This is a genomic window from Erythrobacter sp. A6_0 (assembly GCF_017744235.1).
GTDB lineage: Bacteria > Pseudomonadota > Alphaproteobacteria > Sphingomonadales > Sphingomonadaceae > Qipengyuania.
The window spans coordinates 649,003-664,137 of sequence record NZ_JAGHQR010000001.1; the positions used below are offsets into that span (position 1 = coordinate 649,003).

Below are 15,135 nucleotides of genomic sequence, written 5' to 3' on the forward strand. Positions count from 1 at the left end.
CGAGAGCCGGGCGCCCGTAGCTCAGTCGGATAGAGCATCAGATTCCTAATCTGGGGGCCACAGGTTCGAATCCTGTCGGGCGCACCATTTCCGTTCGATGCTGCGAACTTTGGATATGGGGGCGCCGAAATTCGCGGCGACGGCGTTCTCTAGAGCGCGAACATTACTTGATATCCGTATCTCTTGGCTTCCGACTTCGACCCGTCCCACCAATGCGTTGACGTAGAAGCGCCGCATCGCCGGGTCTGCGTCGCTTAGGCGCTCCCTCATAAGAAGGGTGAACCGCTCGATGACTTTGGGCGTAATCTTGCGAATGCTACCGGCGAGTTGACGCTCGGTCATGGCGATGTCGGCTTTCACCTGAACCAACTGCTGCTTCTGTTGATGAAGCTTCTTCGAAAAAAGTTCGTCGCTCTGGGACATCTGACCATGAATGACGAGATCGAGCAGTCGGTCGATACCCGCCTCCAGGTCCGTCTTACGTGCGCGTAGTTGGCGCAACTCTTCGCGCCGGTTCGTAACTGCCTTTTCCGACATGTCGAGCCAATCGTTCAGCAGGTTCTCCAGCCGGCTTGACGTAAGCAAACGCTTCCTGAGTGCTTTCATGACGACATCGTCTAATTGTTCGCGCGGAATACGGCGTCCGGTGCAGGCGGTCCGCCCAGCGCGCATCCTGTTGGAGCATGCGTAATACCGATACGCTCCTGACTTGCCGGTTGCGGCAACCATGCCGCCGCCGCAGCCGTCTCCACCGCACCCACATACGGCGACGCCGATGAGCAGGTTGTTGGTGGTCGTCACCCGCGCGGGTGTATTCACCACGCGACTCGCGCTCAGCTTCATCTGTGCCGCGGCGAAATCATCCTCGTTGATGATAGCTGGCACGGGAATGGGCACCCACTCGCACTCCGGGCGCAGTTCGCGGCTCTTGGAGTCCCGCTTATTATACATTGCCACGCCGACATAAGCGGTGTTCCGCAGCACGGCTTGAACGTTGGAGACGTGGAACTTACGACCGCGATATTTGAAGCCGTTTTCGTTCAGCCAGGCAGCAACGCGGGTAATTCCGAGCGGCGTTCCTCCTTTCGGACCGACGAGGTAGAGATCAAAGATCTTGCGCACGACCGGCGCTTCTTCATCCTTGATCTCCAGCTTCTTCTTGCTCTTGCCTCCGATGCGATCGGCTTCGTAGGTATTGTAACCCAGAGGTGGAGTTTGACCGTTCCAAAACCCCAAGGCCGCATTCTTGATCATCGTGCGACGCACGTGTTTGGCGGTCTCTTTCGAATTATATTCGTCGAAAAGCGCGAGAATTCCGACTGCGAGTTCTGATGCGGGATCATCTCCGAACGGCTGCGTGATGCTGACGATTTTAACTTTTGCGAGCTTGAGGCGGGCCCGGTAGACCATGAAATGTTCAGCGTTCCGGAAGAGCCGTGAGAGGGAATGAACCAGAATGACGCCATAGGGTCGCTCGTCGCGCGGTGCATCATTTGCTGGAACTGCGGACGGTCGTCGTCCATCGCGCTCGCGCCCGGTTCGACAAACTGATCGACCACCACCGCGCCGTTCTGATCACACCACTGCTGTGCTCGTTCGAACTGATCGGTAAGCGACAGCTCGTTGTCCGCCTGGCGCGAGGTCGACACGCGCGTATAAATGCAAACGCGTATGGGGGAGTAATGAGCCATCGTCAGAGTTCCTCGTCGAACAGAGCCGCCAATTCCGATCCTATCAGATTATCGAGAAAGCGGACCTCGTTCTCAATTATCGGAATATGCGGCGGGAGCCAACGAACGACTACGCGCGGGGACGTATTCGGCCCCGGCGTGTAAGTTTCGTTTTTCTCTGGTCGTGCCGCCATACACCCGAGTTAGGATGGCGACGAAAGACGAAGTGCATTCTACCCCCAAATGGCTATACGAAAGCCGCCGCCTTCGATTGGGATGGGCCCAACCAGTATCCCGTGCGCAGGAAGAATACGAGATTACCCAGCAGCTTACGTCTTCGGTAACTTCTCAGCATCCTGACACTGGTCTATCATTCAGGTTCTGAAGGGTGGCAGAAGCTGGGCCGGTTGTTGACAGTCCGCTTTCAGCGCGGGGACATGGCAAAGCCGACATTCCGCCAACGCACCGGTTGTCGACATTCGTCTAACGCGACAAATTACTACCCAGTGCGGTTGTATTTTGGGTCATCGTAGCCATCTATAACTCAGCTACCAGTCGCAATCGACGGTCACCGCTTCCACAACCGGAAGCTCTTTCCTTCAGTTCGCCTCCTAGTCGCAGCCGTGTCAATTCTGGCGCGCTGCACACTCGTTCGAAGGAATGACACATGACGCATTATGGCAAAATCAAGAGCTACGACAGCAGCGTGGGCACTGGCTCGATCACCCCCGAGAAGGGTGGCGACGCGCTTCGTTTCAAGAAGGCAGACCTCCAGCAGGAAGGTCAGATGCCGAAAGTCGATCAGCGTTTCAGCTACGACACCAGCGAGGTCGACGGCGGCAAGAAAAGCGCCGTGAACCTCCAGCATCAGCAGGGTGATGGCCAGAGCCACAAGGAACAGGCCAGCGCCCAACAGGGCTAACGCCGACAGCAGAGCCGGGGATCAACTCCCCGGCTCTTCCTCCCTGCCTTACCAGGAATCCCGCGATGCCGATGAATCAATTTCTCGTCGATCACCAGCTTGCTGCCATGAAAGTAGACCGCTCTGGGTCCGCTGAAGAGCGCAAGGAAGCTTTCGAAGCGATGGGAGTGCGCGCAAATCGGATTTCGAAATGGCGAAAAGCGAATGGCCTTTCAGATCTGGGATGGCCTCATGACGAACGTCTTCCGCCAGACGAGGCCGGTTAAGGTTTTAACTTTTATCGCCGCAGCGCCTGACTTCAGACTAAGGCAAACGAATACAAAAAAGGGGACAGATCGCTCTAGTCCGATCTTCCAAGCGCATCTTCTAAAGAGATAAAGGAGTTATGCCGTATTATCGGTTTCACCAATCGGACGGACCTGCTGTGGCTATCACCGATGACCGTTCCGGGGCAATACTTCCCGACATCGGTTCGGTATGGAAGGCTGACGGCTTAACTGAAGTCGTCATTGGTAGAAGGCAGAGGTTTAATGCTGAGCCAGCGGAGATTATCGCCTCGATCGAACGCGAGGGATTTTATCTTGCAACACTGCCAAAAAAATAGCTCGAATACCTAATGGTTTTAAACAAGTCTTTCCGAAGGCATAGCAACGATGCGTCAATTCGAAATTCATATGCCGGAAATGACGGCAAAGAGGCTTTGGGATCGACTAAGGGCGGACGGCATCCGCGACTGCGGCAGAAGCATGGTGATCCTTGAGTATGATGACTTAAGCGGAGCCGAAGCCGGACTTCATTTGGCAAAGAGCGATCGCGCAAATTCTGGCGAGATATATCCTGTTCGGGGAATGTGAGCGTCAAATTGGGTCTGCTGGACCGAAGCCGACGTTCGGCAATAGCCATTCATCCGAAGGCGCTTTCACCGTGCTAGCGATGAGCCACGAGTGGACGGGCAGTTGACGACACGATTGCGGCAAATCGTTGATGTTTCCGGGAGGCGTCCGAGGAAGTCCCTAGACTGTTGGTGCCATCGACCTCACGATATGTCGAACCCCATCGCTTGGAAGGTCTGTCGCGGCGGACGCACAACTGATGGTTCGACCCAGACCAACGCCCCCGCGAGATTTTGCCCCCGGTCGGCGACAAACGAAACGCGAGTCACTTCCCACTCGACCAACGCATCACCGGCACCTGGGTATGTGATAAATTCTCCGATCCGCGGGATCGTAGGCCAATCTGCATTGTAGATGATCGAAAACTGCTCTGCGCTGCCTTGCACAATTTTAACGTTCGGCATGAGGCGATCTCCGGCGAGGGGCGGGCTTAGTGCCCAAGGTGAACGGTTGCAGCGTCACGCTCCAACGCCGCTTCGAGACCTGCTGGGTCGATTGTCACGAAGCGCTTAGAGCCGAGCGAATGAACGTGGAGAATCGTCGCCACGCGCAGGTAAACCGTGTGCCGGTTGCCCTCGATGCACTCTTCATCAATATCGACGTCATATGTTCCCGCAGGCCGCAATCCGTCGAGTTCGGGAAGCGAGAACGGCGCCTTAAAGGTCACTTGGGTTCGGGTCGTCCTTATAGGCATTCGTATTTCCGAACTTTGGCTCGTATCGCTAGACTTAAGGGTTGCGGATGGTCTCTAACCCGCCGACGGCGCCTAGCTTCTGACTGGGCTGCGAAGCGTTAGTCTTCGATTTTTCCGCTTTAGGTTGAGGTGCGCGTTCATTTTAGTTCGTGCCCGATCTTGGCCATCCGGCGCGCCTGAGCGATCGCGTCGGTCAGACTGGTGTAGCGAAAGCCGCCGACGGAGTAGCTCTCAGTCATATGGCGAGTGACGCCGAGCCGCTCGGCCAGTTCGTTGGTGGGCAGACTGCCACCTTCACTTTCCGAGTCATCCTGGGCGACTGTCGCGCTATTGATAGTGGGTTGAGGCATGAGATGCTCCCAGCTGTAAGCGGGAGCCCAGAGTCTCTCAGCCGCGGGCGCTCACGGAAAACGAAGCCACTGCGATGGGTTCTAGATGGTGCCGAACCTTCTCCGTTACAAGCCTCTAGAGTAACCTCGTCATGAAATCACGCTCCAGGGCGGCTTCCTACCCCACTTTGGACATTCATGGCCTGACCGAAAAGTTTGAAGGCGACAGCAAAAGAGCATATCGGCCACGACCGCTTTCGGGAGCGACGCGTAACTAGCCCGATGACTGAAATGAGGGCGCTTAGCGAAACTTCCGAAACTGGGCCGTTAGCGGACGGTCCGGTTTTTGCTGCGGCAGCGCAAAAAGCCGACATTCGACTTACGATCCCGTCGGGGACGCATTGAAAACTAGACCCCCACGGTAACTCGTTGCAGCGAATGCACCAAGGAGCCGATTGCGCGAGCGACCGCATTCTCCGCGCCTTGCGGATCGGGGAGACGACCGGTCAAAATGATTTCGAGACGATATTTGCCGATTTCACTCGTCCCGAAATTGATCCGGCAACGGCCCATGCCGTCATCCATTGGCGGTGCGAATCCCGTGGCGCCGACGAGTTCAGAAAGCGCACTTTCGGCAGCTTCCAGCAGATCGTCGTGCATCGCGAAAATGTCGGCGTCAGGCTCGAAGGTCATCGCGAATGCGTGCTCGATAGTCCCGTTCGCGTGAGGCAGGACTTTTGCAGGCAAAGTGAACAGCAGACTGTAGGGCAGTGTGATCATGCGGCCTGTCGGCGCAATTGACCCGTCCCTGCTCTCGAATTCCCTGACACGGGTCGCAAGCAGGTTGAGATCGAGAACCTCACCTTTCGTCGAGCCTACCTCGATAACGTCTCCTACCGAGAACGCGCGTGTGAAGGTGCGCAGTGCCGCCCCTGAAAGACAAAGGATCAACTCCTTCGTTGCCACGACGATGGCGACTGCGACCGCCGTAAGCGACAGAGCGAAGGTCCGCAGCTGCGGCGCCCAAATCATGATCAGACCAATCGCCGCGACGAGGATCAGCAAATTGCGGAAATTCGCCGTCCAGCGATGCGCGACCTGCTGCGTCAGATCGACCCTGCGCCGCAGGGCTCGGCCTGCGATCAGCCTCGCGAGAAATAGGGCAAGGATAAGGGAAACCGATGCAAACACGTCGGAAGTGTAGAGTGCTGGAGGAATCTCGAAACTCATCTGCTCTCCATCGGGGCGGCGTCGCCGCGCGCCTGCGCGTGGCTTTTCGAAAAATGTGAATTGGTCGACGCACCGGTGCTTGTAAACCTCGGTGGCTTTCGTATCTATCGCGGGTTACCGGGCCCCTCTGGCGATAGCTCTCTCATTGCATCGCGATGTCGGAACAAGTGATTTTTCAGGATCATTTGATCGGACGATGCTCGGAATGAATTATACGAATATAACCAGTGATGCTACAACCGGTTGCCTCGGAGCGGTCCTATGGAACTAGCGCTTTACGTGCTGGACGTGACCATTGTCGTAGCAGCCGTGATGTCGGCTTGGTTCTGGCTTCAAGCTGCGGGCAAGCCCCAGCGTAGGGTTAGCAAATTCGAGGATTTCAACCATGCGGATCTGAACCGCCTGGTCACCGCGCTCAATCGCGCTCGCATTTTGAATGCTCGCGCCGCAGTGGCAACAGCGATTGCTGCCCTGCTCGGCGGACTTCGCATCGCATTGGACCTTCTGCCATGACATACCTGCTGCTCGTTCTTGGCCTCGTTCTTCTGATCGCCGGTGGCGAACTCCTCGTGCGGGGCGCTGTTCGTATTGCCGAACATCTCGGTCTTTCACCGATGCTCATCGGCCTGACCATCGTCGGGATGGGCACATCCATGCCAGAGCTCGCGGCGAGCGTTCAAGCTGCCCTTGCCGGTTCGCCGGGTATCGCTCTTGGAAATATCGTGGGCTCGAACATTGCGAACCTGCTCTTAATTCTCGGTCTCGCAGTTGCGCTCTCTCCCTTCGCGGTTCCTCGCGGGGTTCTTTGGCGCGATGGCGGGGTAGGACTGGTTTGCGCAGCGGTGTTGATCGCGGCGGGTTATACGCTCGGCCTCACCCGTGGTGTCGGTATCCTCCTGGTTATAGGGATGTTTGCCTACGTATATCTTGCGTTTCGGCAAGAAAAGGCCACGGCAGGCCATGCTGCAGCTTACCACAAGGCTTTGGCACTCGAGGAGATCGATCCAACTCTCGTTCCTTCTGCCAAGCCCCATGGATCGATGACCTTGGCGGCCGTGTCCTTACTTGCAGGGATAGTTCTCATCGTTTCGGGAGGCAGCTTGCTCGTCGATGCGGCCATTACGATCTCCGCCAATCTTGGCGTTTCAGATGAGGTAATCGGATTGACAGTAGTGGCCGTTGGGACTTCACTGCCAGAACTGGTGACGTCTGCGATCGCGGCGATCAAGCGGCAGGGAGAAATCGCGCTAGGCAACGTCCTCGGCTCGAACATTTACAACGTTCTCTTCATCGGGGGGGTAACCGGAATTGTGGCTCCCACACAGATCCCTGCGAGTATTCTCCAGGTTGACCTGTGGGTGCTGCTTGGCGTTTCCGCCCTTGTGATGGCGTTCGCCTATACCGGTGGTCGTCTGTCGCGTGTCGAGGGTGCGTTGCTGGTGGTGGGTTATGCAGGTTACACCGCAGTCACTGCCGGCCTGATATGATCGACCGCGTCAGCTGCAATTCGACAAATGTCTGCTTTCCCCCACGAAGACCGATTCGAAAGCTATGACGCGGCGCCCAAGGGGTCGAGCGGCGGCGGCCCGGAGTTCAGATAGCCTGGCGGGTCTGAGCCTCGATCCGCGACGGCGCTGACAGAAGGAACCAGGGCGATCTGTCGGGGAGCAACAGGCTTGCCAGCAGGGCCGTCATCGCTACCGCCGGTTGATCGGGACCCGGAAGGCTCGGCCACGCCGAGTCCAGTTTGGTGATCGTCCAAAAGTCGTGGCCGATCACGAACACTGCGTTCGTGCCGCCCATGATGTGATCCTGGCCGAACTGCCGGTAGTCTTGAGCGAGATAGGCGTTCAGCGGGAGGTGGTCGAGATCACTGAGTGAGGCGTCGAACTCTTCGGCCAGATCGAACAGGCTGGAGAGGCGCAGCAACGCGAGGACTAGTTCGGTCGGTTGCGCGGCCATCTCGGCGGTCAGCTGCTTCGGCTGGTTTCCCCGCGCGACCAGATAGGCCAGTGTCTTTGAGCCATCGAAATCGCACCGCGCGACCCGTCCTGCGCAGGCGACCGTCGATGCGAACATGTGTCCCAGAACCCGTTCGGCGGCATCGGTCATCCCCGCCGCCGCGCACGCCGTCATCGCTGATATGACGTAGGGTGCCTGGCAGTCACTCATCGCCACAAGCGAGAGCGAATAGTTGTCAAAGATGCGATCGAAGAGCGCAGCGAGCTTGCCTGCTGCCAGATTCGTGTCCCGACTCATGGCGCGAGCCGTGTGAACCGCGAATCCCGCCCATCCGATCAGCTTCGACAGCCTGATCGGCAGATGGTAGAGATCGCCAAGGCCGCCGGTGACGAGCGCGTATCGATAGGCGTCCACGGCATCGACGACATCGCTGATGGCCAACTCAACCAGTTCGGCTATCTCGATACACTGGGCTGAGAGGGTCCGAATGACTGTGTTCTCGTCGCAGAACGGCAGGAGTGCTACGGCGCACGCCGCTCTGACTTCGATCTCGCGGAATCGGTCCTGCGATGCCCGAGCGCGCGCGGCGAATGTCTCTGATACGCGTTGGATGAGGTTGAGCAGGACGGCAGGTTCGTCCTTGAGCGCATCATTCATCGGTGCGAGGCGATCGAGGAATTCGCGCGGATCCCACCGCGTCGTGACCGAGACATAGGGTTCCCACAGTCGCGGCAACCCCTCGCGGATCGCGGCTGCGGTCTCGGCGTCCGGCCACCCGGCCAACACGCTGCGCAAGGGGGCGTCACCCGTGCCGGCATGCGGATTCTTGCAGAAGCTGGACGGGCCATAGAGGTTGAGGCCCCAGACCACGGGCATCTGTGCGCCGGTGGCCCCGACGCGTTCCGACACCGCGCGTCCTATCTCGACGAGGTCGAGTGCAGGGTTGCCGTCCTGCAGGAACACGTCGCCTCGGATGCAATCGAGCAGCGCCGCGGTGCCGATTCCATGGCCGCCGGTCTCGATCGCGGTCTCGTTGGATGCCGCGGTTGCCAGTAAGGTGACGCCGGGTGTGCCGAACTCGCCCATCACCTCCGATTTGAGGATCACGTTGAGGTCCGAGATGAGACCGCCGGATTGGCATGCATCGATGACCAGATACGTCTGCTTCGGAGCCGCTTCCGCAATCATCCGGAACAGGTCGGCGAGTGATAGCGCGGTGGCGGAAAGGGCATTCAGCCGCGCATCCCGCAACGCCATGTAGAAGCTGCCGCTGCTTGCCGCGCCATGGCCTGCGAAGGTGATGGTCAGCGTGTCCAACGCCTCGCCTTCGAAAAGCATGGTCGCAAGTGCAGCACGAACGTCTTGAAGCGTCGGCGACAGGAGCAGGCGCGACCGCGCTCCATCGTAGTCGCCGATGCTCGGTTCGATCAGAAGTCCGAAAAGGGCGTCGGCATCTGCTTCCGCGCAGCTCAGGCTATTGAGATGGTCATAGGCGTTGCATCCAATCGCTAGCAGGGCACGTCCACTCATCCGACAGCCCGCTTGAACTTCCCCTTGCGCTCGGCTTCGCGGTCCAGCGCTTCCTTGATTTTCTCGGCCTTCACGCGCTCGATCTCGGCGCTCAGCTCGGGTGGCACCTTGCTCATCTCCTCGGACAACCGGGCGTAGAGTTCGGGACCGACGTGTATCTGGGGCATGCTGACGTTTCCATCGCGATCAACCCCGAGTTCGAGCTTGCGAAACATCTCCAGCATTGACTGGGCAAACGATCCGGCGGTCTTTGCATCGACGACGTTGCCGACCTTTTGCGCTGCCGCCCCCACTACACCATACATGTTTTGCGCGAACTGCCTGTCCATCTCTTCGCTGATGGGGAAGATCGTTCGACCGATCAGACTGAGGTCGTTGTCGGCGATGTCCTTAAACGGTATCGTCCATTCAGCCGAAATGGAGTGCATCGTCGTATCGGGTTCCGGATCGCGTGCCGAATGCACCCAATTGCTTCCGTGGTTCATTCGTAGCACGTTGTGCTCGCTGACGAACGTTTGGCGTGTCTTTTCCTGGAGCCTGCCCATTAGCGCGGTTAGCGATCTGTCAAAAGCTTCATCGTCCACGAGGCGTTCGAAGCAACGGATGCGGGGATCCGCATCGTCTGGTTTTAACTGGGGCTGTTGGTTGGCGTTGGCCATACGACACTTTAGCACGCGTCGCAGATTGGCCAATAATTATCACCCGTCGACCGCGCTAAGTCCGCTCCCAGGAATCACTGATCGCACGCTCTACGTCTGAAATTTAGGCGCAAAGCTGACGGTGTCACAGCCGAATAAAGGCTGCCCCACCGCCGTAGATAATCGTCCGAACACTACGAGATACCTCAAGCGTCGCGGGGGTAGGATGCACCACCCTGAGTAAGGCGGTCCTAAATAAAGGAAGGAAGAGGGGGGTGGTGCGCAACAAAGGGTTTTTCTGTCGAGAAACCCAAATGCGCCCACCCCCCTCCAAAAAAGGATCAGGAAGCCGAGCCTCGCTGTGCAATTGTCGGTGCATCAAATTAGGAGTGGATCGCCCGAGTTGCGGGCCGCAGCTGCGGCTGCTCGTAGCGCTCAGAACCTGAAGACGCGAAAAGCAAACGAACGTGAAGAGAGTATCGCTGAAAGCGCCCGCCGGCGACGTAAGCGCATTTCGGATCGCGAGGCGGAGGCCTTCATGCGCCGACGGGTGCGAGTGCGTGCCGCTCCAGAAGATCGATCTCGCGGGTTGAACCGCACGCCGCGTAAACTGACTAACAGGAGTATCAAAGAGGTCTATGCGGGGAGCTGGGGGAACAGCTCTCGACGCGGCGCCGACGGAATGTCCTCGATCCATTTTGAGTTCGTGCCACGCGGCTTTGCGTCGAAGAAGGGTCGCTCTTGGCGGGCCGGTGAAGCAGAGCGCGCGAGCCTGTATATGACAGCCCATGAGAGCTTGGAGGATGGCGAGCTCGGATGGCACAGCAACGTCGCAGATGATCGCAGCGAGCTTCGGAACTTTTGGCGTGTGCTCGAAGCCGTAGAGAGGCATGATCGCGCCAACGCCAATGTCTATATCACCGAGGTCATTGAACTTCCATGCGAGGCATCCCCGCGCCTTCGTAGTCAGATAGTGAAGCGGATCGGTGCGCGCCTCGAGAGTAAGGGCCTGGCTTACGTTGCTGCGATCCACAAGCCCGACCGAGGCGGTGACCAGCGCAACTTTCACCTGCATCTGATGTATAGTCTGCGCCCATCCGAACGGCTCGCTGCTTACGACTGGGAATTCGGGATCAGCAAGCTCGGGAACATAAACACCAAGGACGGCATAAGAGAGCGGCGGCGCTGTGTTGTTCGCGACATCAATGCGACTTTGCACGCCGCGCATCTAGGCAAGCGCTATACCGCCTTGTCGAATGGTGCACGTGGGCTTGAGCCTTCGATGCAAACGAAGGTCGGCCAGAAGAAAACTTGGGCGAACCGGCGCCTGCTCGCTGCCGAACAGAAGGTCGATGAAATCCACCGTTTGCTCGCAATCGCGGCGGACCTTCGTGCGAGCGTTGAACGGGTTCAACAGGCAGTGGAAAAAGCCAAGCTGCGCGTCGTTACCGAACTCCACAGGAAAGCGCGTGAGATCGTCGAACGCGAAGGTCAGCGCGCAACAGTTCTGTCCGAAATAGCCGTGAAAGTCGATCAAGCCAAACAGGCCCTTCAAATGCGGGAGGACAGAGCGCGGGTTTCCGCCGCCTTCGAAGAACTGTTTGCGGAAACGATGCCGGTCGCTCCCATCGCCGAAATCCCGCGCAATTCGGAATCCACGAACGCGCGCATTGTTAGCAACGTCTCTCCCAAAGCTACGCAGAGGCCGCCATTGCCTTTTACCGAGGCTATTCCGGCAACCGCCCAGCCAGTGGCTTCCCGAGATATCCAGAGCGAAAATACGGAGCCCAGAACCGAGCCGACGAACCGTGATCAAGCGGTGGACTTTCGTGCTCAACCAGAAAAAACAGACGAGGGACTTCGCTCGGTATCCGTTCAAGGAGGAGACCGGACGCCAGAACGCCATCCGCCAGCGAGCTTCGCTCCAGGGCAGGAAGCTCTCGTTCGTAAAAGTGATGATGTCTTGTCCGAGCAGGATGTTTTGCGGTCAGCATCAAAGGCTGCGACCGTCACCGTGGCAGCCGGGAAAGAAAAGCGGTCGGTCCTAGCTGGAGAAGGATCCGGCCTTCCGAGGACCAGTGTCCTCAAAGATGACGCATCGTCGCATGACCAACGAAAGGTCCCCGACGCAAACGTCGGGAAAGACGAGCCCTCATTCACTACGAAAGCGAAAACAACATGCGATGCCAAATCACCTTCACGGCATGACGAATACGAGACGATCTCAGCAAAACCGGTGACGAGAGAGCAGCTGCCTGAAATTCTGCGCCAAAAGTCGGAAACTCGTGCTGGCGCGGGCCGGAAAAATAGCTTGGCCGTCGAATTTGCGCGGCAAGCTATCGCAAAACGGGGGGCCGCAGTCTCAGACGATAACAAGAAACAAATTGCCCAACCTGGAGACGATCGGTCGCCGAAGGAGGCGAATAAATCCGGTTCGGCATTAGCCACAACTCCAGATAAGGCCATCGCTCAGCCAACGCGAGCTTTGCAAACGAGTGGCGAACCGAAGGGGCTGGTCAGCGCTGAGACTGCATCCGGCAACGGGTTGCCTGATCGAAGGCGCGCCATTGAGCCGGCTGAAATTTCGCACAGGGAGGCTAAGGCCGCACCTGTCGCGAAAGGCGCTCCGCCGGAGAAGGTTTTCGGCAAAAGACCAGTCGTGCCGTCAGAGGAGGATTGGCAAATCTCTAAAAAAGGGCACGAACGCTAGTGTTTGGAAGCGATCGCTTTCTGGCACCGGTGCGGGAGCGCTGATCTAGTATCGTTAGAAGAGGCTCGGCTAATCGCTCGCCGTCAGGGCCTGTTATCAAACGGTTTGCGGCGTCGTAGGCCCAAAATGACGAGACAAAAGAAAGGTGCGAACGGCGACCGCAATATTCGCGGTCGGGATAGCTGAATTGGAGAATACGAAGCTGGCTTGAAGATGAAAATCGGAGTCAGCCTGATCTGGTCAACAATGGCCGGTGACCCTCCAGTGAAAGCTAATACTACATGTCTGAACAAACCTCACGGCCATTACCGCCATGCGAACGGCTGCTCGCAATTCCCTTGATGGAACTGACCGCCTCCACAGTGGCCACGTGGAATCTACCCGGCCTTCCAAACGGCACGCTCGATGTGCCCGAATGCCGTCTCGTAATGTCCGGCACTGCAGACGCTGAACGAAGGGATCTCGCCATGCTGAAGACAGCGGTCGATCAGGACCGCGACGTCCTGCTGCTTAGGTTGTTGGCTGGCGACCGCCCCTGCGAAGCTGACATCGTGCTCTCGTCTCCCGTAGAGCCGATGCTCATGACGCACATGCTTCCATGCCGGTTCGATCAATCCCTCTGGCTCGTTCCGCAACGGGGTGGTCATTATGTGTCCGTCGGAGAGAACGGCCTTGAGGTTCATTGGCAAGCCCCGACATCGGAAGCCGAGCTTTTGAAGGGATGTCAGCGCGCGGATGCCGAAATCGCTCGCTTCCTCAAAGGGGTGTCGTTCTGATGGCCGCCAAGAAACGCAGCCCGCAAGCGAAAGCGGTTAAACCGCGTCAAAAGGTCAGTGAGCAAAACCCTTTGACCTGGCTGTATACGAATCCACAAGGGTCTTCGGATGGTTTCACCTTCGGTGTTCTGCGCAAAACATTTCGAGGGCGAGAGAACTCCGCGCATGAGTTTGGCTGGCGAAAATGCCATGTGGGTGCCCATATCACTGTCGATGATCGTTCAGTATGGTCTCCCAACGTCGAGAAGGTAGAGGTCGTTCTTCCGGCCAAAGCGGACGATCTGCTGAGTGATCCGGATGTCCTCCTTCGGCAAGCCGATCAATTCGTGTCACCCACCGAAGCAGGTCTCCTGACATACGTAACCTTGCCTTTGGGAGATATGGATCGCCTCCATACGGCTTGGGAGCGAGCGCGATCTTACGCCGTATCGTTAGCCAGCTCTCGCAAAGTCGCTTCGGTGGTCATTCTACACAGCCCTGGAGCGATCGGCGCCCCGTATCCGCTGCATGCTCATCTTTGTATCGTGCCGAAAGTGCTCACGGGACTTGGTCTCGCCCACAGTGCATATGACCAGGAGCTGCTCCACGACGGAGGCCAGGATATCCTTCGCGAACTGTGGAAGGATCACATTGAAAACTGCACGTGAGGTGCCCCGATTGGCCAAGGTAGACTTGCTTGGACGCAATCTGCACGGACCAGAAATGCTTCGAAAATCAGCGCTGGACCTCGGCGTGCGTAGAGCTCGAAACTCCTAATAGGGGCGGCAGAGATAGGGCGCAGATTCTGAAGAGAGAATGTGACGACGTCCGTTCGCAGCTTGTCGCATGAGACATCAGTAATTTTTTACACCAGATGACGCAGCGGTTGGCCCGACTGATCAATTATCCCGCAGGACATTCGCCCTGCGGGATATCGTCTGTGCGGCAGAAAGATTTTGGAGGCGGAAATGTCCCCGGATCGGGGGATGAAAATTCAAGGAAAAAGAGGATGAATCTCGAAACCGAAAACCAGATCTTGGTGCGCTATCTCGACGCCATTCACCAGATGTTGCTGAAAGGCAAAGCGCTGAAGCCAGGACTTTCGCTGGTCGCGGGAGATCGACGCACTCCGGACAATCCACTGCAGGTGGCAATCGCTGCAAAAGACAGCGACGAAGACATCGTTCATCTCGGGTTTGAAAGGATCGATGGCGAGTATCGGTTCGTCGAACTGACACTTTATGCGCCTCGTGACGGCGCAACTCACATCTTCTCAGGCTGCCGCCTCTATATCGGTGAGAGGAATGGTCGCGCATTGATCCTTCCGCCGATCGGGAAAAAAGGGAGTTTCCGGGTAAAAGATAATGAAATCGTGCATTTGCGGCGAATGCCTTCGGACAGAGATCAAGGGATAAAGCGAGCGGATGAGAGGTTGCAGACGCTGCTACGCAGCGTCGACCACACCTCGAAGGGCCAGCTAGGCGATCGCGAGACTACGAGGGGCGGGGCCGCGACAGTCTAGCGGCGGCGGCCTCTCAACCCCTTGAAACCATTATGGCTGCATTGCGCCCCATAATCGGTCATTGCGGCCCTCATCCGGCGAACCCAAGAGCGGACACTCATTCACGATACGGATGGCGTCGGTAATGCGCTTCTTGCCCACCGTTCAATTGCCTGATCGTCGTTTCTTATATCGGAAGTTTGCGGATACCGATCACGGGTTCGCAAGGACCGGGTTTGGAACTTTGCAAGCTTTCTTAAGCAGGTGCTAGATACCAAGTTAAGACGGCTCCTCATGCGCT

General features: G+C 57.6%; 16 protein-coding genes and 1 tRNA gene. 12 read left to right on the plus strand and 5 right to left on the minus strand.

Going from position 1 to position 15,135, the window contains the following annotated elements; translation table 11 throughout:
* Positions 1 to 10 precede the first annotated feature (10 nt).
* From J7347_RS03255 to J7347_RS03290, 6 genes are all read left to right on the plus strand, one after another.
* Positions 11 to 87: transfer RNA gene (locus tag J7347_RS03255), tRNA-Arg, on the plus strand.
* 915 nt (positions 88 to 1,002) lie between these two features.
* A complete protein-coding gene (locus J7347_RS03265) occupies positions 1,003 to 1,332 on the plus strand; it encodes a hypothetical protein (protein WP_209161279.1) in 330 nt (109 codons plus the stop codon).
* 1,005 nt (positions 1,333 to 2,337) lie between these two features.
* Positions 2,338 to 2,592 carry a cold-shock protein gene (locus J7347_RS03275; RefSeq protein ID WP_209160800.1) on the plus strand — a complete coding sequence of 85 codons (255 nt, stop codon included), beginning with the start codon at positions 2,338 to 2,340 and terminating at the stop codon, positions 2,590 to 2,592.
* Between the two features lie 65 nt (positions 2,593 to 2,657).
* A complete protein-coding gene (locus tag J7347_RS03280; protein ID WP_245173777.1) occupies positions 2,658 to 2,858 on the plus strand; it encodes a hypothetical protein in 201 nt (66 codons plus the stop codon).
* Between the two features lie 158 nt (positions 2,859 to 3,016).
* Positions 3,017 to 3,196 (plus strand): hypothetical protein, encoded by a 180-nt coding sequence (locus tag J7347_RS03285; protein ID WP_209160801.1) that lies wholly within the window; start codon positions 3,017 to 3,019, stop codon positions 3,194 to 3,196.
* A 49-nt stretch (positions 3,197 to 3,245) separates the two neighbouring features.
* Positions 3,246 to 3,446, plus strand: a complete 201-nt coding sequence (locus J7347_RS03290; protein ID WP_209160802.1) for a hypothetical protein — start codon at positions 3,246 to 3,248, stop codon at positions 3,444 to 3,446.
* 469 nt (positions 3,447 to 3,915) lie between these two features.
* On the opposite strand, the gene J7347_RS03295 is transcribed toward J7347_RS03290, so the two are convergent.
* The 3 genes from J7347_RS03295 to J7347_RS03305 form a co-directional block, all read right to left on the minus strand.
* Entirely contained in the window at positions 3,916 to 4,152 is a 237-nt protein-coding gene (locus J7347_RS03295; RefSeq protein ID WP_209160803.1) for a hypothetical protein, read from the minus strand.
* A gap of 164 nt (positions 4,153 to 4,316) precedes the next feature.
* Entirely contained in the window at positions 4,317 to 4,529 is a 213-nt protein-coding gene (locus J7347_RS03300) for a hypothetical protein (protein ID WP_209160804.1), read from the minus strand.
* Positions 4,530 to 4,916: 387 nt separating this feature from the next.
* A complete protein-coding gene (locus tag J7347_RS03305) occupies positions 4,917 to 5,738 on the minus strand; it encodes a mechanosensitive ion channel family protein (RefSeq protein WP_209160805.1) in 822 nt (273 codons plus the stop codon).
* Between the two features lie 261 nt (positions 5,739 to 5,999).
* On the opposite strand from J7347_RS03305, the gene J7347_RS03310 reads away from it, so the two are divergent.
* Positions 6,000 to 6,251 carry a hypothetical protein gene (locus tag J7347_RS03310; RefSeq protein WP_209160806.1) on the plus strand — a complete coding sequence of 84 codons (252 nt, stop codon included), beginning with the start codon at positions 6,000 to 6,002 and terminating at the stop codon, positions 6,249 to 6,251.
* Positions 6,248 to 7,225 (plus strand): calcium/sodium antiporter, encoded by a 978-nt coding sequence (locus J7347_RS03315; RefSeq protein WP_209160807.1) that lies wholly within the window; start codon positions 6,248 to 6,250, stop codon positions 7,223 to 7,225. The genes J7347_RS03310 and J7347_RS03315 overlap by 4 nt, the downstream gene beginning before the upstream one ends.
* Positions 7,226 to 7,331: 106 nt before the next feature.
* On the opposite strand, the gene J7347_RS03320 is transcribed toward J7347_RS03315, so the two are convergent.
* Together J7347_RS03320 and J7347_RS03325 are read right to left on the minus strand one after the other, a co-directional pair.
* On the minus strand, positions 7,332 to 9,230 hold the full coding sequence (locus J7347_RS03320; RefSeq protein ID WP_209160808.1) for a caspase family protein: 1,899 nt from the start codon (positions 9,228 to 9,230) through the stop codon (positions 7,332 to 7,334).
* Positions 9,227 to 9,889: a hypothetical protein gene (locus J7347_RS03325; protein WP_209160809.1), complete on the minus strand. Its 663-nt coding sequence runs from the start codon at positions 9,887 to 9,889 to the stop codon at positions 9,227 to 9,229. Before J7347_RS03325 ends, J7347_RS03320 begins: the two co-directional genes overlap by 4 nt.
* Positions 9,890 to 10,550: 661 nt before the next feature.
* Here J7347_RS03325 and J7347_RS03330 point away from each other — a divergent pair.
* The 4 genes from J7347_RS03330 (at position 10,551) to J7347_RS03345 (ending at position 14,855) form a co-directional block, all read left to right on the plus strand.
* A complete protein-coding gene (locus J7347_RS03330; protein ID WP_209160810.1) occupies positions 10,551 to 12,578 on the plus strand; it encodes a MobA/MobL family protein in 2,028 nt (675 codons plus the stop codon).
* 341 nt (positions 12,579 to 12,919) lie between these two features.
* Positions 12,920 to 13,354 carry a hypothetical protein gene (locus J7347_RS03335; protein WP_209160811.1) on the plus strand — a complete coding sequence of 145 codons (435 nt, stop codon included), beginning with the start codon at positions 12,920 to 12,922 and terminating at the stop codon, positions 13,352 to 13,354.
* Positions 13,354 to 14,001 carry a hypothetical protein gene (locus J7347_RS03340; protein ID WP_209160812.1) on the plus strand — a complete coding sequence of 216 codons (648 nt, stop codon included), beginning with the start codon at positions 13,354 to 13,356 and terminating at the stop codon, positions 13,999 to 14,001. Before J7347_RS03335 ends, J7347_RS03340 begins: the two co-directional genes overlap by 1 nt.
* 341 nt (positions 14,002 to 14,342) lie before the next feature.
* Positions 14,343 to 14,855, plus strand: coding sequence for a hypothetical protein (locus tag J7347_RS03345; protein ID WP_209160813.1), 513 nt, complete (start codon positions 14,343 to 14,345; stop codon positions 14,853 to 14,855).
* Positions 14,856 to 15,135 lie beyond the last annotated feature (280 nt).